The 23,856-nt window shown below is 74.7% G+C and carries 21 protein-coding genes and 2 tRNA genes; 5 read left to right on the forward strand and 18 right to left on the reverse strand.

Annotation, left to right across the window (positions count from 1 at the left end):
- Position 1: 1 nt before the first annotated feature.
- The 5 genes from KG103_RS11695 to leuC all read right to left on the reverse strand — a co-directional run bounded on the left by KG103_RS11695 (position 2) and on the right by leuC (position 5,466).
- Positions 2–1,045 carry an NAD(P)H-dependent glycerol-3-phosphate dehydrogenase gene (locus tag KG103_RS11695; RefSeq protein WP_256439579.1) on the reverse strand — a complete coding sequence of 348 codons (1,044 nt, stop codon included), beginning with the start codon at positions 1,043–1,045 and terminating at the stop codon, positions 2–4.
- Positions 1,042–1,776, reverse strand: coding sequence for a lysophospholipid acyltransferase family protein (locus KG103_RS11700; RefSeq protein WP_207340985.1), 735 nt, complete (start codon positions 1,774–1,776; stop codon positions 1,042–1,044). The genes KG103_RS11695 and KG103_RS11700 overlap by 4 nt, the downstream gene beginning before the upstream one ends.
- Before the next feature lie 47 nt (positions 1,777–1,823).
- A complete protein-coding gene (gene murA / locus KG103_RS11705; protein WP_207340984.1) occupies positions 1,824–3,155 on the reverse strand; it encodes a UDP-N-acetylglucosamine 1-carboxyvinyltransferase in 1,332 nt (443 codons plus the stop codon).
- Positions 3,156–3,302: 147 nt separating this feature from the next.
- On the reverse strand, positions 3,303–3,971 hold the full coding sequence (gene leuD / locus KG103_RS11710) for a 3-isopropylmalate dehydratase small subunit (protein WP_207340983.1): 669 nt from the start codon (positions 3,969–3,971) through the stop codon (positions 3,303–3,305).
- Positions 3,972–4,002: 31 nt separating this feature from the next.
- Entirely contained in the window at positions 4,003–5,466 is a 1,464-nt protein-coding gene (leuC, locus tag KG103_RS11715; RefSeq protein ID WP_207340982.1) for a 3-isopropylmalate dehydratase large subunit, read from the reverse strand.
- Between the two features lie 118 nt (positions 5,467–5,584).
- Between leuC and KG103_RS11720 the strand changes: the two genes are divergently transcribed.
- A complete protein-coding gene (locus KG103_RS11720; protein WP_089799806.1) occupies positions 5,585–6,304 on the forward strand; it encodes an IclR family transcriptional regulator in 720 nt (239 codons plus the stop codon).
- Positions 6,305–6,483: 179 nt separating this feature from the next.
- Here the strand turns inward: KG103_RS11720 and KG103_RS11725 are convergent.
- From KG103_RS11725 to KG103_RS11745, 5 genes are all read right to left on the reverse strand, one after another.
- Positions 6,484–6,556 (reverse strand) — tRNA-Glu (locus KG103_RS11725).
- A 142-nt stretch (positions 6,557–6,698) separates the two neighbouring features.
- Positions 6,699–6,770: transfer RNA gene (locus KG103_RS11730), tRNA-Gln, on the reverse strand.
- Between the two features lie 156 nt (positions 6,771–6,926).
- A complete protein-coding gene (locus KG103_RS11735) occupies positions 6,927–7,385 on the reverse strand; it encodes a DUF6912 family protein (RefSeq protein WP_207340981.1) in 459 nt (152 codons plus the stop codon).
- Between the two features lie 22 nt (positions 7,386–7,407).
- Positions 7,408–8,637, reverse strand: coding sequence for an AAA family ATPase (locus KG103_RS11740; protein WP_207340980.1), 1,230 nt, complete (start codon positions 8,635–8,637; stop codon positions 7,408–7,410).
- Positions 8,638–8,650: 13 nt separating this feature from the next.
- The gene (locus KG103_RS11745) at positions 8,651–9,313 is read right to left on the reverse strand and encodes a hypothetical protein (RefSeq protein ID WP_207340979.1); all 663 of its coding nucleotides are present in this window, start codon (positions 9,311–9,313) and stop codon (positions 8,651–8,653) included.
- Between the two features lie 133 nt (positions 9,314–9,446).
- Between KG103_RS11745 and KG103_RS11750 the strand changes: the two genes are divergently transcribed.
- Positions 9,447–9,668 carry a helix-turn-helix domain-containing protein gene (locus KG103_RS11750; RefSeq protein ID WP_207340978.1) on the forward strand — a complete coding sequence of 74 codons (222 nt, stop codon included), beginning with the start codon at positions 9,447–9,449 and terminating at the stop codon, positions 9,666–9,668.
- Between the two features lie 88 nt (positions 9,669–9,756).
- Here the strand turns inward: KG103_RS11750 and KG103_RS11755 are convergent, their stop codons facing one another.
- A complete protein-coding gene (locus tag KG103_RS11755; RefSeq protein WP_207340977.1) occupies positions 9,757–10,308 on the reverse strand; it encodes a hypothetical protein in 552 nt (183 codons plus the stop codon).
- A gap of 97 nt (positions 10,309–10,405) precedes the next feature.
- On the opposite strand from KG103_RS11755, the gene KG103_RS11760 reads away from it, so the two are divergent.
- Positions 10,406–11,224 carry a LysM peptidoglycan-binding domain-containing protein gene (locus tag KG103_RS11760; protein WP_207340976.1) on the forward strand — a complete coding sequence of 273 codons (819 nt, stop codon included), beginning with the start codon at positions 10,406–10,408 and terminating at the stop codon, positions 11,222–11,224.
- Positions 11,221–11,877: an Rv3235 family protein gene (locus tag KG103_RS11765; RefSeq protein WP_207340975.1), complete on the forward strand. Its 657-nt coding sequence runs from the start codon at positions 11,221–11,223 to the stop codon at positions 11,875–11,877. The genes KG103_RS11760 and KG103_RS11765 overlap by 4 nt, the downstream gene beginning before the upstream one ends.
- Positions 11,878–11,880: 3 nt before the next feature.
- On the opposite strand, the gene secA is transcribed toward KG103_RS11765, so the two are convergent.
- The 7 genes from secA to mtrA form a co-directional block, all read right to left on the reverse strand.
- The gene (gene secA, locus KG103_RS11770) at positions 11,881–14,703 is read right to left on the reverse strand and encodes a preprotein translocase subunit SecA (RefSeq protein WP_207340974.1); all 2,823 of its coding nucleotides are present in this window, start codon (positions 14,701–14,703) and stop codon (positions 11,881–11,883) included.
- A 121-nt stretch (positions 14,704–14,824) separates the two neighbouring features.
- Positions 14,825–16,108 (reverse strand): winged helix-turn-helix domain-containing protein, encoded by a 1,284-nt coding sequence (locus KG103_RS11775; protein WP_207340973.1) that lies wholly within the window; start codon positions 16,106–16,108, stop codon positions 14,825–14,827.
- Between the two features lie 443 nt (positions 16,109–16,551).
- On the reverse strand, positions 16,552–17,187 hold the full coding sequence (gene hpf / locus KG103_RS11780; RefSeq protein ID WP_207340972.1) for a ribosome hibernation-promoting factor, HPF/YfiA family: 636 nt from the start codon (positions 17,185–17,187) through the stop codon (positions 16,552–16,554).
- 157 nt (positions 17,188–17,344) lie between these two features.
- A complete protein-coding gene (locus KG103_RS11785; protein WP_207340971.1) occupies positions 17,345–18,178 on the reverse strand; it encodes a ComF family protein in 834 nt (277 codons plus the stop codon).
- A 119-nt stretch (positions 18,179–18,297) separates the two neighbouring features.
- Positions 18,298–19,995, reverse strand: a complete 1,698-nt coding sequence (locus KG103_RS11790) for an LpqB family beta-propeller domain-containing protein (RefSeq protein WP_207340970.1) — start codon at positions 19,993–19,995, stop codon at positions 18,298–18,300.
- A complete protein-coding gene (mtrB, locus tag KG103_RS11795) occupies positions 19,992–21,755 on the reverse strand; it encodes an MtrAB system histidine kinase MtrB (RefSeq protein WP_207340969.1) in 1,764 nt (587 codons plus the stop codon). The genes KG103_RS11790 and mtrB overlap by 4 nt, the downstream gene beginning before the upstream one ends.
- 40 nt (positions 21,756–21,795) lie before the next feature.
- Positions 21,796–22,479, reverse strand: a complete 684-nt coding sequence (gene mtrA / locus KG103_RS11800) for an MtrAB system response regulator MtrA (protein ID WP_207340968.1) — start codon at positions 22,477–22,479, stop codon at positions 21,796–21,798.
- Between the two features lie 435 nt (positions 22,480–22,914).
- On the opposite strand from mtrA, the gene KG103_RS11805 reads away from it, so the two are divergent.
- The gene (locus KG103_RS11805) at positions 22,915–23,853 is read left to right on the forward strand and encodes a hypothetical protein (protein ID WP_243656428.1); all 939 of its coding nucleotides are present in this window, start codon (positions 22,915–22,917) and stop codon (positions 23,851–23,853) included.
- Positions 23,854–23,856: the final 3 nt, after the last annotated feature.

The following is a 23,856-nucleotide window of genomic DNA, read 5'->3' on the forward strand; positions in this document are numbered from 1 at the left end:
GTCAGGGCACGCGGGTCGCGTCGGGTCGGACGCCCTCGGCCTTGTGCGGGCGTGCGAGCAGCAGCCCGGCCAGCTCGTCGACGGGCAGGTTCTCGTGCAGCACCTGCACGACGGCCGACGTGATGGGCATCTCCACGCCGAGGGACGTGGCGAGCTCCAGCACCGAGCGGCAGGACTTCACACCCTCGGCCGTCCCACCCGTGGCGACGACCGCCTCGTCGAGGCGCATCCCCCGCCCGATGTGCACGCCCAGCGTGTGGTTGCGCGAGTCCGGGGACGCGCAGGTCGCCATGAGGTCACCCATCCCCGCCAGGCCGGGGAACGTCTCGGCGTCGGCACCGAGCGCCAGCCCCAGGCGGGTGATCTCGACCAGGCCCCTCGTGATGACCGTGGCCATGGTGTTGAAGCCCATGCCCCGCCCCTGCGAGATGCCGACGGCCAGCGCGATGACGTTCTTCACCGCGCCGCACAGCTCGACCCCCACGACGTCGGGGTTGGTGTACGGGCGGAAGTAGGACGACGCGCACGCCCGCGCCACGAGGGCAGCCGTGTCGGGGCTCGTGGACGCCACGACGGTGGCCGTCGGCTGGCGCAGGGCGATCTCCCGCGCGAGGTTCGGCCCGGACAGCACCGCGACACGGTCGGCGGCGATGCCCAGGCACTCCGCGACGACCTCGCTCATCCGCTGGTCGGTCTCCAGCTCGACGCCCTTCATGAGCGACACCAGCACGGTATGGCCGGGCACCGCGTCGGCCAGGGGCGCGAGCACGGCACGGGCGCGCTGCGACGGCACGGCGACCGCCACCACGTCGGCGTCGGCCACCGCCGCGCGTGCGTCCTGCGTCGCGGTGACCGCGGCGGGCAGCTCCACGCCCGGCAGGTACCGGGAGTTGCGGCGGTCGCGTGCGATCTCGTCCACCGTGGCCGCGTCGCGCCCCCAGACGGTGACGTCGCACCCTGCGTCGGCCATGACGGCGGCGAAGGTCGTGCCCCAGCTCCCCGACCCGAGGACGGCGGCCCGCAGCGGACCGGTCGGCCGCGTCACGGTGCCGTCCCGTCCTCGGCCGTGCGTCGCCGGCGCACGTCGCACCGCTCCGCCGGCGCGTGCTCCCCGCGGATCCCCTCGAGCAGCACGGTGATGGCCGTCATGATGCGCTCGGTCGCCTCACGCAGCGTCGCGGTGTCCTGCGGCCGGTCGTAGAGGTCGGACAGCTCGACGGGGGGCCCGGCGACGATCGTGACCTTCTTGCGCGGCACGGGGTGCGGGACCTTGCCGTACCGCGCGAGGAGGTCCTGCGGACCCCACTGCGCGACGGGCACGACGGGCGCCCGCGTCGTCAGCGCGAGGCGCGCGGCGCCCGTCCGTCCGGCCATCGGCCACAGGTCGGGGTCACGCGTGAGGGTGCCCTCGGGGAACACCGCCACGCACTCCCCCTGCCGCACCGCCTCGACGGCCGCCCGCAGCGAGTCGCCCGCCGCCGCGGTGTCACGGTGCACCGGGATCTGACCCGTCGCGCGCAGCACGGCCCCCACGACGGGGACCCGGAACAGCGAGGCCTTGGCCAGCACACGCGGGACGTGCCCGTTGTCCCACAGGTAGTGGGCGAACGTGAGCGGGTCGGCCTCCGTCATGTGGTTGGCGACCGCGACGAACCCGCCCTCGGTCGGCAGGTGCTCGGCACCGTGCCAGTCGGGGCGGGTCGTCGCGAACATCAACGGGCGCACGATGCGTGCGACGTTGCGGTAGGCGAGGTTGGAACGCGACGGCGACGGCACGGGACCCGATCGTAGCCGCGCCGCAGGGTGCCGCGGTCCGCGCTGCGTCAGCGTCGCGTGTCGGGTTCGCGGCTGAACGTCGCGCCCAGGGCCTCGAGCTTGTCGGCGAAGTGCTCGTAGCCGCGGTCGATGAGGCTGATGCCCCGCACCGCGGACGTGCCCTTGGCGGTCAGCGCCGCGATGAGGTGGCTGAAGCCGCCACGCAGGTCCGGCACCTCGATCTCGGCCGCCGACAGCGGCGTGGGCCCGGAGATGACGGCCGAGTGGTAGAAGTTGCGCTGGCCGAAGCGGCAGGGCCGCCCGCCCAGGCACTCCTTGTAGACCTGGATCGTCGCGCCCATGCCCAGCAGGGCGTCGACGAACCCGAACCGGTTCTCGTACACCGTCTCGTGGACGATCGACAGGCCGCGCGCCTGCGTCAGGGCGATGACCAGCGGCTGCTGCCAGTCCGTCATGAACCCCGGGTGCACGTCCGTCTCGAGCTGGATCGACCGCAGGTCGCCGCCCGGGTGGAAGAACCGGATGCCATCGTCGTCGATCGCGAACTCCCCGCCGACCTTGCGGAAGGTGTTGAGGAACGTCGTCATCTCCGGCTGGGTCGCCCCGCGGACGTAGACGTCCCCGCCGGTGGCCAGCGCCGCCGAGGCCCACGACGCGGCCTCGATGCGGTCGGACAGGGCGGTGTGCCGGAACCCGACCAGCCGGTCGACACCCTCGATGCGGATCACCCGGTCGGTGTCCACGGAGATGATCGCGCCCATCTTCTGCAGCACGTTGATCAGGTCCATGATCTCGGGCTCGATCGCGGCGTTCGACAGCTCGGTGATGCCCTCGGCACGCACGGCCGTCAGCAGCAGCTGCTCGGTGGCGCCGACGCTCGGGTACGGCAGCGCGATCTTGGTGCCCTGCAGGCGGTGCGGGGCACGGATGCGGATGCCGTTGTCGGTCTTGTCCACGACCGCGCCGAACTGCCGCAGGATGTCGAGGTGGTAGTTGATCGGCCGGTCGCCGATGCGGCAGCCGCCCAGGTCCGGGATGAACGCCTCCCCCAGGCGGTGCAGCAGGGGGCCGCAGAACAGGATCGGGATACGGCTGGACCCGGCGTGGGCGTCGATGTCGGCGACGTGCGCCGACTCGACGTCCGTCGGGTCCAGGCTGATCGTGCCGGCGTCGTCGTCGATCTCGACCGTCACACCGTGCAGCCGCAGCAGCCCCGAGACGACGGCGACGTCCCGGATCTGGGGGACGTTGCGCAGCTCGCTCGGCGTCTCGCCCAGCAGGGCGGCCACCATCGCCTTCGACACGAAGTTCTTGGCTCCGCGGACGGTGATCTCGCCGCGCAACGGGTTGCCACCCTCGACGTACAGCAGGTCGCTCATGCCCATATCGTCCCCCACCCGACGGGATGTGCGCGTCATCCGGGCCCGGCTGCGCGTGGTTCTCGCAGAACCCTCACAAGGCGGCGGGGCGGGAGCACGGCCGGTGCCGCACCCCCGCCCCCGTCGAGCCGGCGGGTCGGGACGTCGTCAGACGCCGCGGGTCGGTCCGAGGTCGAGCGTCACCACCGGCCGCGCCGGGCGCACCGGGACCGGCGGCAGGTGCTTCGCGGGGAGCGTGGCCGGGCGCCACGACTCGCGACGCTGCTCGAACGCCGTGATCTCGTCGGCGTGCTGCAGCGTCAGACCGATGTCGTCCAGCCCCTCCATGAGGCGCCAGCGCGTGTAGTCGTCGACCTGGAACGGCACCACGATGTCGTCGCAGACGACCGTGCGCGCCCCGAGGTCGACCGTCACCTCGGTGCCGGGCCGCGTCTCGAGGACCTTCCAGAGCAGCTCCACGTCCTCCTGCGCGACCTGGGCCGCCAGCAGGCCCTGCTTGCCGGAGTTGCCGCGGAAGATGTCGGCGAACCGCGGCGAGATCACGACACGGAAGCCGTAGTCCTTCAGCGCCCACACGGCGTGCTCGCGCGACGAGCCGGTCCCGAAGTCGGGGCCGGCGACGAGGACGGAGCCGGACCGGTAGGCGTCCTGGTTGAGCACGAACGCGGGGTCGCCGCGCCACGCCGCGAACAGCGCGTCCTCGAAGCCTGTGCGCGTGACCCGCTTGAGGTACACGGCGGGGATGATCTGGTCGGTGTCGACGTTGCTGCGCCGCAGCGGGACGCCGACCCCGGTGTGCCGGGTGAACTTCTCCATGATGGGCCTGCCTGTCGGGGTGTCGGGGGCGTCAGACGGTCTGCAGCGCGTCGTCGGTGTGCAGCGGGCTGCCGTCGGGGACCTCGACGTCGGGGCCGAGGTCGGCGACCGAGGACAGCGTCCCGCGGATCGCGGTGGCCGCCGCGACGAGCGGCGAGACCAGGTGGGTGCGCCCGCCCTTGCCCTGACGGCCCTCGAAGTTGCGGTTGGACGTGGACGCGGAGCGCTCCTGCGGGGCGAGCTGGTCGGGGTTCATGCCCAGGCACATCGAGCAGCCGGCGTTGCGCCACTCGGCACCGAAGTCGAGGAAGATCCGGTCGAGGCCCTCCGCCTCGGCCTGCAGACGCACGCGCGCGGAGGCGGGCACCACCAGGACGCGCACGTCGTCGGCCTTCTTGCGGTCCTTCACCAGCTTGGCGACGGCGCGCAGGTCCTCGATGCGCCCGTTGGTGCACGACCCGATGAAGACGGTGTCCACCTTGATCTCGCGCAGCGGCTGACCGGGCGTCAGGCCCATGTACTCGATGGCACGCTCGGCGGCGACACGCTCGTTGGCGTCGGCGATCTGCTCCGGGACCGGCACGTTGCCCGACAGGGGCAGGCCCTGGCCGGGGTTGGTGCCCCACGTGACGAACGGCTCCAGGTCGGCCGCCTCGAGCACGACCTCGGCGTCGAAGACGGCGTCGTCGTCGGTGCGCAGGGTGCGCCAGTACTCGACGGCCGCGTCCCAGTCGGCACCCTCGGGCGCGTGCGGACGGCCCTTGAGGTACTCGAAGGTGGTCTCGTCGGGCGCGATCATGCCGGCGCGCGCGCCGGCCTCGATCGACATGTTGCAGATGGTCATCCGCCCCTCCATCGAGAGGTTGCGGATCGCCTCGCCCCGGTACTCCAGGACGTAGCCCTGACCGCCGCCGGTGCCGATCTTGGCGATGATCGCCAGGATGATGTCCTTGGCGCTGGCGCCGATCGGCAGTGCGCCGTTGACGGTGATCGCCATGGTCTTGAACGGGGCGAGGGGCAGCGTCTGGGTGGCCAGGACGTGCTCGACCTCGCTCGTGCCGATGCCGAACGCGAGGGCGCCGAAGGCCCCGTGCGTCGAGGTGTGCGAGTCGCCGCAGACGACCGTGAGCCCCGGCTGCGTCAGCCCGAGCTGCGGGCCGACCTGGTGGACGATGCCCTGGTCGGCGTCGCCGAGCGAGTGGATCCGTACGCCGAACTCGGCGACGTTGGCACGCAGCGTCTCGATCTGCGTCCGGCTCGTCGCGTCGGCGATGGGCCGGTCGATGTCGAGGGTGGGCGTGTTGTGGTCCTCGGTGGCCAGCGTGAGGTCCGGGCGGCGCACCGGCCTGCCCGCGAGCCGCAGCCCCTCGAAGGCCTGCGGGCTCGTGACCTCGTGCACGAGGTGCAGGTCGATGTACAGCAGGTCAGGGGCACCGTCCGTGCCGCGGCGCACGACGTGCGCGTCCCAGACCTTCTCCGCCAGCGTGCCGGCCATGTTCGCAGTTCCTCTCGTCCGGGCAGGGGCCTCCCGGGTCACCGGGCCGACGGCTCTGGGCCGCGGGTCTCGTGGCCCCCGGCTTGCATCTCAGCCTTCGAGACGCCAATATCGACCTATGGACAACTCTAGCGGAGTCGGCGTCCTGGACAAGGCCGCGTCGGTGCTGAGCGCCCTGGAGGCCGGACCCGCGACCCTCGCACAGCTGGTCGCCGCCACCCATCTTGCCCGCCCGACGGCCCATCGCCTTGCAGTCGCGCTCGAGCACCACCGCCTCGTGGCGCGTGACCTGCAGGGCCGCTTCGTGCTCGGCCCGCGCCTGTCGGAGCTGGCGACAGCCGCCGGCGAGGACCGGCTGCTGGCCGCCGCGGGGCCCGTGCTGGCGCTGCTGCGGGACCACACCGGGGAGAGCGCCCAGCTGTACCGCCGCCAGGGCGACCAGCGGATCTGCGTGGCGGCGGCCGAGCGCCCGATCGGGTTGCGCGACTCGATCCCGGTGGGCGCGACGCTGACCATGCAGGCCGGGTCCGCGGCGCAGGTGCTGCTGGCGTGGGAGGAGCCGGACCGGCTGCACCGGGGCCTGCAGGGCTCGAAGTTCACCGCCACCATCCTGTCCGGGGTGCGTCGTCGCGGCTGGGCGCAGTCGGTCTCCGAGCGCGAGGTCGGCGTCGCCTCGGTCTCCGCGCCGGTCCGCGGCCCGTCGGGGCGCGTGGTGGCCGCCGTGTCCGTCTCCGGGCCGCTCGAGCGGCTCTCCCGGCAGCCGGGCCGGCTGCACGCCTCCGCGGTGGTCTCGGCGGCCAACCGGCTGACCGAGGTGCTGCGCCGCACCGCCGACTGACCTCCCCGACCACGAGCCCGGGCCCGATCGGCGACGCCGACGGGCTCGGGCTCCCTCGTCCCCGGGCTCCCTCGTCGCACCGACGGTGACGGACGTCACGGTCCGTGCCTGCCCCGGCGCCCAGACGGCGCCACGGCACGAAGAAGGCCCGGTCACCGTGGTGACCGGGCCTTCGACCGTACCCCCGACCGGATTCGAACCGGCGCTACCGCCGTGAGAGGGCGGCGTGCTAGGCCGCTACACAACGGGGGCCTTGCTCACGAACCCGTAGGCCGTGTGCCGAGTGGATACTGTACCCGACGTCCGCCGCGAGCCGAAATCCGCGACGTCCGGCGGCCCGCCGTCAGGCGGACGCATCCGTGCTGGTCAACGGGCTGACGCCCGATGAGCAACGCTGGGGTACCAGGACTCGAACCTAGACTAACTGAACCAGAATCAGTCGTGCTGCCAATTACACCATACCCCAAGGGCTGTGACCGGGACGATGACCCGTGCACAGCACCAGCGGCGCGCGGGTCACTGCCCCGCACCGACCGGGAACATTACCCGAGCCGGGGCCCGCCGGTCCAACCGGCCCTGCGTGGCGCAGGTCACGGTCGCGCGACGGGGGCGGCCGTGGAGCTCAGGCGACCGGGATGTCCGCGATCTCCGTGACGTCGTACCAGAGCAGGTCACGCTCGTCGAGGCGCTCGAGGGCCGCCTCGTCCCCCGACGCTGCGGCCGCGACGTCCGGGACGGCCTCCGGCTCGTCGACGTGCACGCTCACGACCTGGGCGAGGGTGACGTCGCACACGACCTCCACGGCGGAGGGCACCGCGGCGTCCTGCGGCGTGCGGACGCAGGTGTCGGGGACGTCGGCGGCGACCACGACGCGCAGCCGCGGGGCGTCCGGGCGTCCGGCCAGCAACGCGACGGACCCGTCGCCGGCACCGGCCTGCGCCGCGTACTCCCACCCCTCCTCGTCCTCGTCCGGCCACAGGGCGCGCAGCGCCGAGGTGACGGCATGCCCCGCTCGTGGTCCGGGCAGGGCCGGGGAGGGCTGCTGCAGCTCGTCGAGGGTCACGGGCAGGTAGACGCGCACGGGCCCAGTGTGCCGTCCCGGCTCACCCCACCGCGACGGGCGCGCCCGGCGCGTCCGCGGGCAGGCCGGCCGCGATCTCGGCCGCCAGTGCCGCCAGGCTGCGACGCGCCGGCGAGCCGGGCGCCACCTCCCGCAGGACACGCCCCTCCAGCAGCGCCGTGTCGGCGGCCTGACGGTCCTCCGGCACGAGCACCACGTCCTCGACGCCCGCGTACCGGGCCAGCGCCGCGGCGACCGCCTCCCCCGGACGCGCGCCGGCCACGGTCGGTCGTACGCGGTTCGCGACGACACGGCGCCTGCCGGCCAGGCCGCGGTCCGCTGCCTCGGCCAGCGCCCGCACGAGCCGCTGGACCCCCACCGGGTCCGACGCGCCGACGACCACGACGAGGTCCGCCTGCTCGAGCGCGGTGATCGTGGCGGCGTTCCGCGCCGGCGCGCGCGTGTCGTAGCTGAGCATCTCGTCCTGCTCCAGGCAGAAGCCGGTGTCGAGGACCGTGACCTCGGCGAGAGCCCGCGCCTGGGACAGCACCGGCTCGAGGGAGCTGGCGGGCAGCTCGGGCCAGCGGTCCGCGCGCGAGATGCCGGACAGCAGGCGCAGGCCCGGCAGGACGACCGGCGCGAGCCGGGCGAGCGTCCCGAGGTCCAGCGCCCCCTGGCCGGCCGCCCGGGCCGCGGCGGCCAGGCCGGGCGCCTCGTCGAGCACCCCCAGCACCTGCGCGACCACCCCGCCGTACGTGTCCGCGTCCACGAGCAGCGTCGACCGGCCGAGGCCTGCCAGCTCGGCGGCCAGGTTGACCGCGACGAACGTGCGGCCGGGGGCGCCGGTGGGCCCCCAGACGGCGACGGTCGCACCGCGGCGCGTGGGCGGGGCCGACCGGGGCAACGCCTGCCGGGGCGGGCCGTCGTCGAGGACGGCCAGCGCCTCGTTCACCACGTCCGGCACCTCCCCGTCGGCCGCCACGTCCAGGACGACGTCGGCGCCGTGCGCGGTCAACCGCTCGGCGAGCCACGGACGCGCCGGGTCGGCCAGGCCGACGACGCGGACGCCGCACCGGTGCAGCACGGCGACGGCCTCCCTGTCGAGCCGGTCCAGGTCGGCGGACACCACCGCCAGCCCGCCGAGTCCCGCCTCCGCCGCGGCGAGCAGCTCGGTGAGGTCGGCGCACCGCCGCGTCACCGACAGCCGCCCGCCCGACCCCTCCACGGCCTGCACGACCGCCGACTCGGCGGCACCCTGCACCGCGCACAGCACCCCGACGCCCACCTCAGCCGCCCGGGACGGGGACGACGTCGACGCGGCCACCGCCGGCGAGCGCGCCGAGCACGGTCGGCAGGTCGTCCACGGGGACCAGGACGTGGGCGGTGCGCGCACCGCCGCTCGCGAACGCACCGTCCGGTGCGCTCAGCTCCGCCACGGTGAGGTCCGTCGCCAGCGGAGCGGGTTCCGTCGCGCCCGCCTCGGAGGCACCGGGCCCGCCGTGCTCGGGCGTGAACCAGAGGTCGACGCGCGACCCGGCGACCAGGCCGCTCGGCGGCGGGCCCGCCAGGGCGACCGGCACCGCACGCACCTGCAGGTCGGCAGCGGCACCGACGGCTCCCAGCGGCACCAGCTCACCGGCGCCGACGGACCGCACCACGACGGCACCGTCCGGCAGCGGCCGATCGGCCCGCAGGTACCCGTCCACGCGGTCCGCGAGCCGCACGTCCGCCACGACGAGGGCCGCGGACGACAGCGCAGCACCCGGGACGAGCACGTCCCGGGCGACGTACACCTGCACCGTCCGCTGCGCGGAGGTCACCGCCCAGCTGCCGAGCACCACCGAGGCCGCGATGAGCGCGACGCCGACGAGCAGCCTCGGGTCGCGCCACCCGGGGCGGCGCAGCCGCGTCGCCGCCGGGGCGGGCAGGTCGAGCACGGTGGTGTCCACGGCAACTCCTGATCAGCGGTGACGGGGTGGGAGGGCTGCACGAGTGTGGCCCGACCGGCAGGGGCGCGGGCAGGGGGTCGACGGCACCTGTGGACAACGGTCCGCGCGAGGTCGGCCGTGCGAGACTGCGGGAATGGCACCGAGGTTCCTGACGCTCGCCGACGTCTCCGAGATCCTCAACGTCTCGGCCCCGCAGGCGTACGCGCTCGTGCGTTCGGGCGAGCTGCCCGCGATCCAGATCGGCGGGCGGCTCCAGTGGCGCGTCGAGTCGGCCGAGCTGGAGCGGTACATCGAGCGCATGTACGCCGAGACCCGGGCTCGCAACACCCCCGCGACGTCGGACGGGCAGGCCTGACGCACCGGGGCTGACCCGGCCTCGCCGCAGCCGGATCGCCGCACGTCGCGCACGCCCGCCGGGACCACGCCGACGGCGCAGGCTCGCGTCACCGCGACACCACCGCCTGCAGCACGTCGAACGGCACGCAGACGGCCCGTGCGGGCCCCGTCGCGGGCATGAGGTCCAGGTGGTCGGCCCCGACGCGCTCGAGGCGTCCGGCGAGCACGGCACCCCGGACGTGCACGGTCACGGTCGCACGGTCGCGCGCCAGTGCACGCAACGCGTGGCCGAGCCCGAGCGCCGACTCGCTGCGGCCCGCGGGCGGCGCCACGTGCGGCCCGAGCCCTTCGACCGCACCCAGCGCCGCCACGACGACCAGGGCGGTCCGGCCGGCGCCGAGCGCGAGCAGGAGCCACTGCGCCGCCGCGTCGACCACCTCGCCCTCGAAGGTCCCGGCGTCGGTCGTGACGACCCGCAGGCGGCGCCCCGTCGACGCACGCAGCCGGTCCGCCAGCCCCACCCGCGCACGCTCGGCGCGGGTCAGCTCCGCGACGTCCCACCGCGCGTCGGCGGCGTTGCCGGCGGCGAGCTGGGCCTCCAGGTCGGCGAACAGCCGCTCCCACCGGCCGGCGGCCGCCGCCTCGTCGCCCCTGGTCACGGATCGGACCTTACTGGACAAGTCGTGCCGTTCTCGACTACACCTATCCGCACCAGTCGATATCAAACGCGATCAAACTGCATCAACGAGGAGAACCGTGCCGTTGCCTCTGACGCCCCCGCCGCCCCGCGGCCCCTCCCCGGGGCGTGCCGCGGGGAGCCTGATCCTGCTCGGCACCGGTGCGACGTCCGCAGCCGTGCTCCTCCTCGCCTGGGCCGTCACCCAGGTCGGGTCGACGCAGGTGTGGCGCGTCGAGGCGGTCGTCGGTCCCGCCGTCGTGGTGAGCGGTGCGCTCGCTGCCGCCTGGCTCGGGGTGTCCGCGCTGCTCGCTGCCGTGTGCGCCGTGGCCCGGACCGCCGGTCGCGCGTGGCAGGCCGGTGAGGCCGTGATCCACCGGTGGGCACCGGGGCTCGTGCGCCGCGTCCTGACGGTGGCGGTGGCGGCGGCGGTGGGCCTCGGGAGCGCGGTCGGGGCCCAGGGCGCCGGCTCCCCCGCTGACGGCCCGGTGGTCACGGTCGACCTCGGGTGGTCGCCCACCGCGACCGGCGGCCACCTCGTCGCGGACGTCCCGCCGTCCGGCCCGACGGACACCGCGCCGCCCTCGCCGACGACGACCGGGTCCCCGTCGAGCGCCGCGCTGCGGGAGGTCGCCGCGCCGGTCGCCGCGCCGGTCACCGAGGAGGACCCGCAGGCCGCGGTGACGACTGCGCCCCGGGAGGAGGTCGTCGTGGTCCGGGCGGGTGACACCCTGTGGGGCATCGCGGCACGCACGCTCGGGCCCCACGCGTCCGACGCCGCCGTCGCCGACGAGTGGCCGCGGTGGTACGCGGCGAACGCCGCGACCATCGGCCCGGACCCCGACGTCCTGCAACCCGGACAGATCCTGACCGTGCCGACCCCCGGGAGCCCGCGATGACCACGCTCGACCACGACGACGTCACCGGGGCGGCGTTCGAGGACGTCCTCACCGCGATCACCGCAGCGGGACGCGGGGCGCACCCGACGGCGACGCAGCCGGCCCCGGCGGCGCCGACGTCCCCGCACCCACCCGGTCGCACCGGCAGCCCCGCTCACGCGACGGGACGGCCGCGCCTGAGGCTCGTCCCGGCCGTGCCCGCACCGCCGGCGCGGCGCGCTGCGGAGCTCTCACCTCCGCCCACGCTGGTGGAGCGCCTGCACCGGCTCGCCGTGGCCGAGCAGGCGCCTGCCGGTGACCTCCCGGACGACCGGGGCGCGGCACCCGCGACGGACCCCGGACGGTTCGCGCACGGGGTCGGGCTCGCGTGCGTCGAGGTCGTGCTGGCCCGCCGGGCGGCCGCTCAGCTGGCCCGCTGGGTGTCGCCGACGGTGCTCGAGACGCTGCAGCAGCGCGCCGCACTCGTGCGTCGTGCGGGTGTCCTCACCCACGCGCGGCGTCCGGCAGCCCGCCGGGTGCGGGTCTGCCCGGTCGACGACCACACGGTCGAGGCGTGCCTCGTGGTGGAGGACGGCGTGCGCGTGCGCGCGGTGGCACTCCGGCTGGAGTCCCACCGCGGCGCGTGGCGCGTCACGGCGCTGGAGATCGGCTGAGCGTCAGCGCCGGCGCTGCTTGGCCTGCTTGCGACGGTCGGCGCGGTTCGCCCCGCCCGACGCCGTCTCGGCGGGACGCGCGCCACCGGAACCACCGTCCGCACGCGTGACCGTCGCACCGTCACCGTCCGCGGACGGCGCCGTGTACTGCAGCGGCGTGCGCTCGGCGGGGCCGTCGAGGCCCTTGGCGACGAGGCCCCCGGGGGCCGGCTCGCCGTCGGCCGCGGGGCCGTCGACGACCGGGCGGTCGGCTGTCGCCGAGGCCCCGGCGGAGGCCGCAGCAGAGGCCGCGGAGTCCGCGCTGACGACCGGCCCGTCCGTGGGCTGGGTGACCTGCACCTCGAGGTTGTAGAGGTACTGGACCGACTCCTCCTTGATGGCGTCGGTCATCGCCGTGAAGAGCTGGAAGCCCTCGCGCTGGTACTCGATGAGCGGGTCGCGCTGTGCCATCGCGCGCAGGCCGATGCCCTCCTTGAGGTAGTCCATCTCGTAGAGGTGCTCGCGCCACTTGCGGTCGAGGACCGAGAGGACGACGCGTCGCTCGAGCTGGCGCATGTTCGCCCCGCCGAGCTTCTCCTCACGCTCGGCGTAGACGTGCTCGGCGTCGGACAGGACCTCGCGGGTCAGCAGCTCGGCGGACAGGCGGGTGGGACCACCGGCCTCCTCCACGACCTCCTCGGGCGTGATCGAGATCGGGTACACGCCGCGCAGCACGGTCCACAGCGCCTCGAGGTCCCAGTCCTCCGGGCGGCCCTCGGCCGTCGCCAGGGCGATGTAGTCCGTCAGCACGTCGGTGCGGAAGTGCGTGATCTGCTCCTGCAGGTCCTCGCCCTCCAGCACGCGGCGCCGTTGGTCGTAGATGACCTCACGCTGCCGGGACATGACGTCGTCGTACTTCAGGACGTTCTTGCGGATCTCGAAGTTGCGGGCCTCGACCTGCGACTGCGCGGACTGGATGCCGCGGGTGACGATCTTGGACTCCAGCGGCATGTCCTCCGGGAACCCGGCACGCGTCATCATCGACTCGGCGAGGCCGGAGTTGAACAGGCGCATGAGGTCGTCCTGCATCGACAGGTAGAACCGGGACTCCCCCGGGTCGCCCTGGCGGCCCGACCGGCCGCGGAGCTGGTTGTCGATGCGGCGCGACTCGTGCCGCTCGGTGCCCAGCACGTACAGGCCACCCAGCTCGGTCACCTCGTCGTGCTCGGCGGAGACGGCGACCTTCGCCTTCTCCAGCACCTCGGGCCAGACGGCCTCGTACTCGTCCGCGTTCTCCGCCGGGTCGAGCCCGCGTGCGGCCATCTCGGCGACCGCCATGAACTCCGCGTTGCCACCGAGCATGATGTCGGTGCCGCGGCCGGCCATGTTGGTCGCCACCGTCACGGCACCCTTGCGACCGGCCTGCGCCACGATCGACGCCTCACGCGCGTGCTGCTTGGCGTTGAGCACCTCGTGCGGCACGCCCTGCTTCTTGAGCTTGGACGAGAGCAGCTCCGACTTCTCGACGCTGGTCGTGCCCACCAGGACCGGCTGACCCTTGGCGTGCCGCTCGACGATGTCGGTGACGACCGCGTCGAACTTGCCCTCCTCGGACTTGTAGACGAGGTCCTTCTGGTCGATGCGCAGCATCGGCCGGTTGGTCGGGATCGGCACGACGCCCAGCTTGTAGGTGCCCTGGAACTCGGCAGCCTCGGTCTCGGCGGTACCGGTCATGCCGGCGAGCTTGCCGTACAGGCGGAAGTAGTTCTGCAGCGTGATCGTGGCGAGCGTCTGGTTCTCCGCCTTGATCGCCACACCCTCCTTGGCCTCGATGGCCTGGTGCATGCCCTCGTTGTAGCGGCGTCCGGGGAGGATGCGACCGGTGTGCTCGTCGACGATGAGGACCTCGCCGTTCATCACGACGTAGTCCTTGTCGCGCTTGAAGAGCTCCTTGGCCTTGATGGCGTTGTTGAGGAACCCGATCAGCGGCGTGTTCAGCGACTCGTAGAGGTTGTCGATGCCGAGGTAGTCCTCGACGCGCGCGATGCCCGGCTCCAGGACGCCGACCGTGCGCTTCTTCTCGTCGACCTCGTAGTCGCGCTCCGGCTGCAGGCGCCGCACGACCTTGGCGAACTCCGCGTACCAGCGGTTGGTGTCGCCCGACGCGGGACCCGAGATGATCAGCGGCGTGCGCGCCTCGTCGATGAGGATCGAGTCGACCTCGTCGACGATGGCGAAGTGGTGGCCGCGCTGCACCAGGTCGTCGACGCTCCAGGCCATGTTGTCGCGCAGGTAGTCGAAGCCGAACTCGTTGTTGGTGCCGTACGTGATGTCGGCGGCGTACTGCTCGCGGCGCTGCGCCGGCGTCTGCTGCGACAGGATCGTCCCGGTGGTCAGGCCGAGGAACCGGTAGACGCGGCCCATGAGGTCGGCCTGGTAGCCCGCCAGGTAGTCGTTGACGGTGACGACGTGCACGCCCTTGCCCGACAGCGCGTTGAGGTACGCCGGCAGGGTGGCGACGAGCGTCTTGCCCTCACCGGTCTTCATCTCGGCGATGTTGCCGAGGTGGAGGGCTGCGCCGCCCATCAGCTGGACGTCGAAGTGCCGCTGACCCAGCGTGCGACGTGACGCCTCGCGGACCGCGGCGAACGCCTCGGGGAGCAGGTCGTCGAGCTTCTCGCCCTCGTCGAGGCGCGCCCGGAAGCGGTCGGTCTCCTCGCGCAGCTCGGCGTCGGACAACGCCGTGAAGCTGTCCTCCAGCGCGTTGACCTGGGCCGCGATGCCGGACAGCTTCTTGAGGATCCGCCCCTCGCCCAGCCGGAGGACCTTCTCGAGGATCGCCGTCACGCAACTCTCCCGACGTCGTTGGCGCCCGTCCGCTCGCAGCGTCGGGGCGGTGCGTGTCGCCCGACCGCGCGGCCGGGCCCGACCATCGTAGGCGAGCCGCAGGACCTGCGTGGCCGTCCGCTCAGGCCGCGGCCCCCGGGAGCTCGCGCCGCAGCGCCGCCACGAGGTCGCCCGCCGCCTCCGGACCGGCCGCCACGTCGGCCAGGCCCAGCCACTGCGCCGCCGTGCGCAGCTCGCACGCCAGCTCGTGCGCCACCTCGGCGTCCCCGGGCGCGCCCGCCGCGGGGTCCGCGGCCGCGCCGGGCGCCCGGTGCGCCGCGGCGACCTGCAGGACGCCCCCGCGTCGGTCCGCCTTGAGGTCGACGAGCGCCACCAGGCGCTCCCCCAGCAGGAAGGGCAGCACGTAGTACCCCCAGACCCGCGCCGCCGCCGGGACGTAGATCTCGAGGCGGTAGCGCAGCCCGAACAGGGTCTCGGTGCGCGTGCGCTCCCACACCAGGGGGTCGAAGGGACTGAGCAGCGCCCGCCCGTGGGCGCGCCGGGGAACGGTCGCGTCGCGGTGCCGGTACAGCGGACCGCGCCAGCCCTCGACGTCCACGGGTACGAGCACGCCCTCCTCGACGAGCTCCGCGACGGCGGCGGCCGTCGGCGCGGTGGCGGTCCGCCAGTGGTCGGCCAGGCAGCGCAGGCTCGCCACACCGTGCGCGCGCGCGGCGACCTCGACCAGCCCGCGGCGCGCCGTCGCCGGGTCCGGCGGGGGCGCTGCGAGCACCTCGGGCGGGAGCACGCGGTCCGGCAGGGCGTAGCGCCGCTCGAACTGCGCGTTGCGGCCGGAGGTCGTGAGCTCACCGACGAAGAACAGGTGCTCCAGGGCGCGCTTGGCGTCCGTCCACGACCACCCCCAGTCCCCGGAGCGACGTCCGTCGCCCCCGAGGAGATCCTGCGCCTCGCGGGCCGTGACGGGGCCCACCTCGTCGACGATGCGACGGACGGCCGCCACCTCCGGCGAGCGGCCCACGGGCACGCCGTGCAACGTGTCGCCACGCCGCTCGATCCCGGCACGGTTGGCCGCGTGCTTGAAGGCCAGGTCCCGGAACGTGGTCGGCGGCACCAACGACGCCTCGTGCGCCCACGTCTCCACGAGGCGGCGCGGCGCGCGGCTCGTCGCACGGTCCAGCGCCGCCACGTCCCAGGGCCCTGTCCGGGAGTAGACGGGGACCAGGTGGGCCCGTGCCAGGACGTTGACGGAGTCCACCTGGAGCAGGCCGAGCCGGCCGACGACCTGCTGGAGCGCCCGTCCGCCGGGGACGGCACCCCGGGCTGCCCGCGGACGGTCCAGCCCGGAGGCGCGCAGCGCGAGGCGGCGCGCCTGCGAGCGTGTGAGGTGGTCGACGTCCGCAGCCATGGCGCCGATCCTGCCGCAGCCCTCCGACACACCCGCGCAGGCCCCGACACTTTCGACGTACGGCGCTCACCGGATCACGTCCGTCGCCGACGGATCGGCGCGTCTTCGCCGCACCGGGCGGGCGGTAGGTGCGACCTCGTGCGGCGCTCCCGCTCGCCTCCGCCCACCCGGAACCGCTTCACCAGCAGGATGTCACCGAAAGTTCTCCGAAAGTTCTCCGCCACTCTTGACGCGGGCAGCCGCTGCGGGCGACGGTCGTACTGCGGCCGACGCCCCCTCCCGGTGTCGCCGCCACCCGACTCCCGGTGCCGGACGGACCGCGCCGCCCGGCACCGGGACCGGGCGCAGTCGGCGCGCACGCCGGGCGGCTCCAGCACCCCTGCCGGACACGCCACGGGGCGGCGAGCCGGTCGGCACGCCGCCCCGTCGTCGTCATCGCGGGCTCAGCCCGCCGCGCGCTCCGGTCCTGCGATCGACACCGGTGCGTCGAGCTTGATGACGCCGTAGCTCCAGCCGCGCCGGCGGTACACCACGGCGGGCTGGGCGGTCTCGGCGTCGACGAAGAGGTAGAAGTCGTGCCCCACGAGCTCCATCTCGTAGAGCGCGTCGTCGACCGTCATCGGCTCGGCGTGGTGCACCTTCTCGCGGATCAGCACCGGGGAGTCCCCGAGGGCAATCTCGACGACGCCGTCCTCCCCCGTCTCGGGAGCGGGCCGCGGCTCGGGCTCCGGCTCGGGCGGGCGCACGTCCACGGGCGCCAGCGGAGTGTGGTTGCGGTGGTCCTTGCGCCGGTCGCGCGCGCGGCGCAGCCGCTCGAGCAGACGACCGAGCGCGACGTCGAGCGCCGCGTACGCGTCGTCGGCGCACGCCTCCGCGCGGATGACCGGCCCCTTGTCGACCACGGTCAGCTCGACCCTCTCGCTGGAGTCGGCCTGACGCGGGTTCGGTTCGTGCGACACGAGGACGTCGACGCGCTGGGCACGCGGGGCCAGCTGCTCGATCTTGGCGAGCTTGGACTCGGCGTGCGCGCGATACCGCGGGGACACCTCGGTGTGCCGGCCGGCAACCACGATCTCCATGTGGGCCTCCTGAGAGGTCAGGGGCGGGCGTGGCCCGCCCGGACGGGACGAACTTCAGCTGCCCCTCCACGGGGCGGGCACCATCACCTCCTCCACCGCGCGCCCTCCGTCGGACTGCTGCAGGAGAGCCGTCGCGGCGTCGTTCCCAGGCACCACGCTAACCCTCCTCGGCGCCCCGACGCGAAACGCCGCGGCTCGGCGGTGCGACATCCGCCACACCCACGCCCCCGGGTTGCGGGGTAGCCGCGAGGACACCGGCGGCCGCTGGGCGCGCACCCGCGGCGACGAGCGCGCCGTGGCACGCGGCGAGGGTCGCGCCCGTGGTCAGGACGTCGTCGACGAGCACGACGACGCGACCGCGCAGGCGTGCCACGGCACCGACCCGGACGCGCCCGCGCAGTGCGTCACCGCGAGCGCGGGCACCCAGGCCGGCCAGGTCGGGGCCCCCCGCCCGGCGCAGCGGGCGTGCCCGCACAGCCGGGACGCCGCCGCTCCGCAGACCCGCCGCGACCGCCGCGGCGAGCACGTCGACCGGGTCCCGGCCACGGCGTCGGCGCGCCTGCGCCGTGGACGGCACCGCCACCACGAGCACCGGTCCCACGCCGCCCGTCACCGGCCGGAGCCGGGGCGCCAGGGCCACGCCCGTGCGGCGGGCCGCCGCGGCGAACGGACGGTCGAGATCGGTCCGCCCGCCGTCCTTCCACGCCGCGACGCCGTGACGCAGCGGCCCGGTGTACGTGCCGGGGCCCATCACCGGGAGCAGCGTGCGGCCGTCCAGCAGGTCGAGCCGCCCGGCACCGCGGTCACGCCCCAGGACAGGCCCGTCGAGGGTGGTCGCGCACCGTCCGCACCACCGTTCGTCGACACGCCCGCAGCCCGCGCACGCGACCGGCACGACCAGCCCCAGGACGTCGCGGCCGGCGGCCGCCACCAGGGCGTGCAGGCGGCGGCGCCGTGACGGCACCGCCGCGCCCTCCGGATCCCTCGACACCCCGGGAGCCTGCTCCGCCGCGGGTGCCGCCGGCAGCGCCGGCGTCACCCGCCGTGGACGGTGGGTGACGGACGCGGGGCTGTGGGCGGCCGGCCGTGCGGCGCCCGCCGCCGGCGTCGTCAGCCGGGGAACGCCGCGCCGGTCACCCCGAGCGTGCCGGTGACACCGGGCACCTCGACCCACGTCCCGCCCTGCAGGCGCAGCAGGTCACCACCCGCCGTGACGACGTGGACGGTCCGCAGCCCACGGTCCGCCACCAGCGACGTGGCGTCCGCGACGGCGGGCAGCGGCGAGCTGGTCCCGGACACCGGGACGAGGTAGGGCGTCGGGCCCGCCTCCCCGTCCGAGAGGACACCGAGGGTGACCTCGTCGACCCACACCACGGACGCGGTCGGCGTCAGCGCGGCGCCGGCCGCCACGGCCTTGCCGATCGTCTGCGGGGTGCGGGCGTCGTCCCGCACGATGCCCGCCACGTCGAGCGTCGTCCCGTCCGTGCCGCGCGACACGATGGCGATGCGCGTGCCGTCCCGCGACACCCGCACGGCGTCCACCGTCCGACCCTCCAGCCACTCGGCGGTCACCTCGACCAGCGTGCCGTCCGCCCGGACGGCGTCCACCCGGCCCGGGACGGCGTTCCGTGCCGTCCAGACCCACCCGAAGCGGTCCACCGAGGGCGCTGCCAGGGACCCGCCGCTCAGCAGGACCCGCTGCGGGGAGTCCCCCGCGGGCACCGTCACGAGCGTCGACGGGTCGGCGAGCGCCACACGCAGGGAGCCGTCGGGTGAGCGCGCGGGCGCGCTCGGGCGCTCACCGGTCACCGCGCGCACCCCGTCCACCGCGGCGGGCGCGCCCTCACCGAGCGCGAGGGTGCCGCCGTCGACGAGGATCTCGAGCTCGTCGGAGCCGGGCACGGGCAGGTCGGTCGCCGTCCCCTCGAGCAGCGCACCGGCGGCGCCGGCGCGCACGTGGAGCGTCGTCACACCGAGGGGCCGCAGCGACGCCTCGAGCTGCGCGAGCAGCAGGCCGCGGTCCGCGTCGAGCACGGCCCGCGCCGGCTCGAGCGCGAACTCGGCGACACCCTGCTCCACGGACACCGCCTCCGGCTTGAGGACCGCGCCCTGCGGCAGCGCCGACGTCACCGCGTCGTGCAACCACGGCGAGGGCCCGGCGAGCAGGGCCCGGACCACGGCGGTGGCCACGCTGCGGTCCCGGTCCCGGAACCAGCGGACCTCGGGCACGAGCATCTCGCGGTCGGGCGTGAGGAAGTAGACGGAGGTCGCGCGGAACTGCGACGTGAAGCGTCGCGAGTCCACGACCAGGACGTCCGGGGCGTGCGCGATCCGCCAGTCGCCCCGCGCGTCCTGCACGAGCTCGTACCGCAGCGTCTCCACGGCGTCGGCGGGCGCCTCGACGAACCGTCCCTCCGCATCCACCTTGGCGGTCACGGTCAGCGAGACCGTGACCTGCGCGTCCCCGGTCTGCTCCACCTTGCGCTGGCTCGCCACGACCGTGCCCGCGCCGGGGTCCCACTCCGAGCGCTCGTCGGCCGACAGGAACTCGCGGGTGACGTCGAAGTCGCCCGTGACCTCCGTGCCCGCCGCGAGCAGGAACCCCTCGACGATGCTGACGGGGTCGGCGTCGGCCTGCGGACCCTGCGCCAGCACGACGACCCGGTCCTGCTCACGGACCTCGCCGTCACCGGCCGTCACGCTGCCCTCGGTGGGGATGGCGACGCACGCGGTCAGACCGACGAGGGCGAGGACGTGCGCGCACACGACGACCAGGTGCCTGCCGGCCGAGGCGACGCCCCGCCTCACGACGCACCCCGGACGTCGGCGGGCACGCCGGCGTCGTCGAGCCGCACGTCCGTCCGGACGGGATCCGTCGGGTTGCTCACGATCGCGATCTCCCCCGTCATCGGCGGCAGCTCCGGAAGTGCCACCGGATCGGTGCTGCGCCGCGGTCCGGCCTCGACCGCGGGCGAGGCCTCGGGCTCGGGCTGCAGGGGCAGCGGCGAGCCGGTCAGCCGGATGCCGGCGCGGCGCGGCAGGGTCAGCCGGAAGCACGCCCCGTGCCCCGGTCGACCCCACGCCTCGAGCGTCCCGCCGTGCAGGTGGGCGTCCTCGAGAGAGATCGCCAGGCCGAGGCCGGTGCCACCGGTGGTGCGGGCCCGCGCGGGGTCCGCCCGCCAGAACCGGTCGAAGACGTGCTCGGCCTCCTGTGCCGTCATGCCCACGCCGTGGTCCCGCACGGTCACGGCGACGGCGGAGGCGTCGACACCGACCGTGACCTCGACGGCCGACCCGTCGGCGTGCTCGATGCCGTTCACCAGCAGGTTGCGCAGGATCCGCTCGACGCGCCGGGGGTCGACGTCCGCGTCGGCCCGCGTGTCCGGCAGGTCGACCCGCAGCCAGGACCCGCGCTGCACGGCCAGCGGGACGGCGTTGTCGACCGCCTGGACGACGATGTCCCGCAGGTCGCGGCCCTCGGCGTCCAGGACGGCGGCGCCCGCGTCGAAGCGGCTGATCTCGAGCAGGTCGGCCAGCAGGTCCTCGAAACGGTCCAGCTGGGTGGCCAGGAGCTCGGCGGAGCGCTTCACGGAGGGCTCGAAGTCGTCCCGTGCGCCGTGGATGAGCTCGCCCGCCATCCGGATGGTGGTCAGGGGCGTGCGCAGCTCGTGCGACACGTCGGAGACGAACCGCCGCTGCAGCGTCGAGAGCTCCTCCATGCGGTGGATCTGGTCCTGCAGGCTCTCCGCCATCTCGTTGAAGGTGCGGGCCAGCGTCGCCATCTCGTCGCGCCCGTGGACGACCATCCGCTCCGACAGGTGGCCGTCGGCGAGCCGCTCGGCGACGTGGGCGGCCCGGCGCACGGGGTCGACCGTGCGGCGGGTGACGGACCACGTCATGGCCCCGAGCAGCGCGACGACCGCGACGGCGGCCAGGGCGAGCGTCCCCAGCAGGAAGTCGAGCCGCTCCTGCTCGGGCTGCAGGCTGTAGAGGAAGAACATCTGGTACGTGCCGGCCAACGGCACGTCGACCTGCTGGCCGACGACGATGCCCGGGTGGGTGCTCCCGGCGGCGGTCGGGATCCCCACGGACTGCCAGTGCTGGCCACCGTCGGCCACCGCCTGCTTGAGGTCACGGCTCACCAGCGCCACCAGCGTGCTGTCGGTCGCGGTCGCCCCGACGGCGATGGAGGCGTTCTGGCCCGGGGCGCGCAGCAGGAAGACGTCACGCTCACCGGAGCCGCCGTTGCGCTGCTGGGTGGTGACGTCCTCGAGCAGCAGCGCGACCTCGGGGGACGTGCTGGCCGGGGACGCGGACAGCTGGTCCTGCACCTGCTGCGTGCTGCGCGCGCTCTCCTCGAGCACCTGCCCCAGGCGGTCCTCGAACAGGCCCGCGCTCGTCCGCTCGCTCACGTACGCCCCGATCACCGCGAGCGCGACCAGACCGATGGCGAGCGTCGAGGTGAGGACCTGCAGCTGCAGCGACGAGCGCCAGCGGCGCGCCAGGCCCCGGGCCCGCCGCCCCCACCGCGCCCGCCCCAGTCGCGCCCAGGCGGTCAGCCGTGCCATGCCGCCGCCCGACGCCCGCGCGCCCGACGAGGGCGCGTGCTCACGTGCTCCCGCCACCAGCCTTGTACCCCACACCCCGCACGGTCACGACGATCTCGGGCCGTTCCGGGTCCGTCTCGATCTTGGAGCGCAGCCGCTGCACATGGACGTTCACGAGCCGGGTGTCGGCGGCGTGCCGGTAGCCCCAGACCCGCTCGAGCAGCACCTCACGGGTGAACACCTGCCAGGGCTTGCGTGCGAGGGCCACGAGCAGGTCGAACTCCAGCGGCGTCAGGGAGATGGGCCGCCCCGCCCGCTCCACCCGGTGCCCGGGAACGTCGATCGTGAGGTCGCCGATCGCCAGGTGCTCCGGCGCAGGCTCGTCGCTGCGCCGCAGCCGCGCCCGCACCCGCGCGACCAGCTCCTTCGGCTTGAACGGCTTGGAGATGTAGTCGTCGGCCCCGGACTCCAGGCCCAGGACGACGTCGACGGTGTCGCTCTTGGCCGTCAGCATGACGATCGGCACCCCCGACTCGGCGCGGATCTGCCGGCACACCTCGGTGCCGTCCTTGCCGGGCAGCATGAGGTCGAGCAGCACGAGGTCCGGCTGTGTCGACCGGAAGACGGCGAGCGCCTCGTCGCCGTCCTCGCAGAAGACCGGCTCGAAACCCTCGGAGCGCAGCACGATGCCGATCATCTCGGCCAGTGCGGTGTCGTCGTCGACGACCAGGACGCGTCCCTTCATGGCGGAGATTGTCTCATCGTCGGCGACCTGCGGGGGCGTCCGCCGCGCGCAGTCGGGTGATGGGTGCGTCCTCGACCGCCGCGCACCACCCCCGTGGCACGATGGGGCCCCGACGGGCACCCCTCGTCGACCCGGACGCACGCGACGAGGAGCGGACGCATGACCTCCCCGCACGACGACGGCGCCCCCGCGACGCCATGGGCGAGCCCGGCCGGTACCCCTGCGGGTGCGTCCGCCGGCGACGCGACGCCGGCGGGGACGGACCACGGATCCGCCGCGCCGCCCGCGTGGGGCCAACCGCCCGCACCGCCGGCGTGGGACCAGCCGACCGCCGCGGGCAACCCGCCCCCGCCGCCGGGCTGGGGACAGCCGACCGCACCCCCCGGGTGGGGTGCCCCTCCCCCTCCGGGGACGGGCGGGCCGGCGTCGTGGCGGGTGCCCGCCCTGCAACCCGGGATCATCCCGCTGCGCCCGCTCGGGCTGGGCGAGGTCCTCGACGGCGCGGTCCGGGCGGTGCGCGCCAACCCCACGGTGATGTTCGGCCTGTCCGCGGTCGTCGTGACGGTCGCGGTGGCCCTGCAGACGCTGCTGCAGCTCTACGTCAGCAGCCTGCTGGGCGCCGCGCTCGGGGGCATGCCGCTGGGCGACGGGTCCTCGGCGGCCGACTCCGCCGCGGTCTCTGAGCTGCTGTCCGCGAGCGGGGGGCAGGTCGTCACGACCCCGCTGCTGCTGCCCGTGACGTCGATCCTCACCGGCCTGCTCATCGTGTCGGTCAGCCGTTCGGTGCTGGGGCAGCGGGTCGCGGTGCGCGAGGTGTGGCGGACGCGGCGCGTGTGGTCCCTCGTCGGGTTCGCCCTCCTGCAGCTGCTCGTGTCGTTCCTCGCTGTCGCCGCCCTCGTGGGTGCCGTGGTGGGGCTCGTCACGGCAGGCGCGGACGGCGCCGCGGTGGTCGTCGCGCTGGTCGGTGGCCTCGCGCTGGTCGTGGGCGGGACGTGGGCCACGACCCGCACGCTGCTCGTGCCGCCGGCGCTGATGCTGGAGGGCAAGCGGTTCTGGCCGACCGTGGTGCGGGCGTGGCGCCTGACGCGCGGCAGCTTCTGGCGCCTGCTCGGCATCTACCTGCTCGCGAACCTCCTGATCTCGGTGCTCATGTACCTCGTCCTGGTGCCGGCAGGGCTGTTCGCGGGCATCGTGAGCATGTCGTCGGGGTCCGACGACGTCTCGGTCCTCGTCTCCGCCCTCGGTCAGGTCGTCGGTCTCACGCTGTCGACGATGTTCATGGCCGCGGTCGTGGCGCTGCTCTACGTCGACGTCCGCATCCGGCGCGAAGGGCTCGACCTCGAGCTCGCGCGCGCCGCGGCGGACGGGGCGTGACGG

This window comes from Cellulomonas wangleii (assembly GCF_018388445.1).
GTDB classification, from domain to species: Bacteria; Actinomycetota; Actinomycetes; order Actinomycetales; family Cellulomonadaceae; genus Cellulomonas; species Cellulomonas wangleii.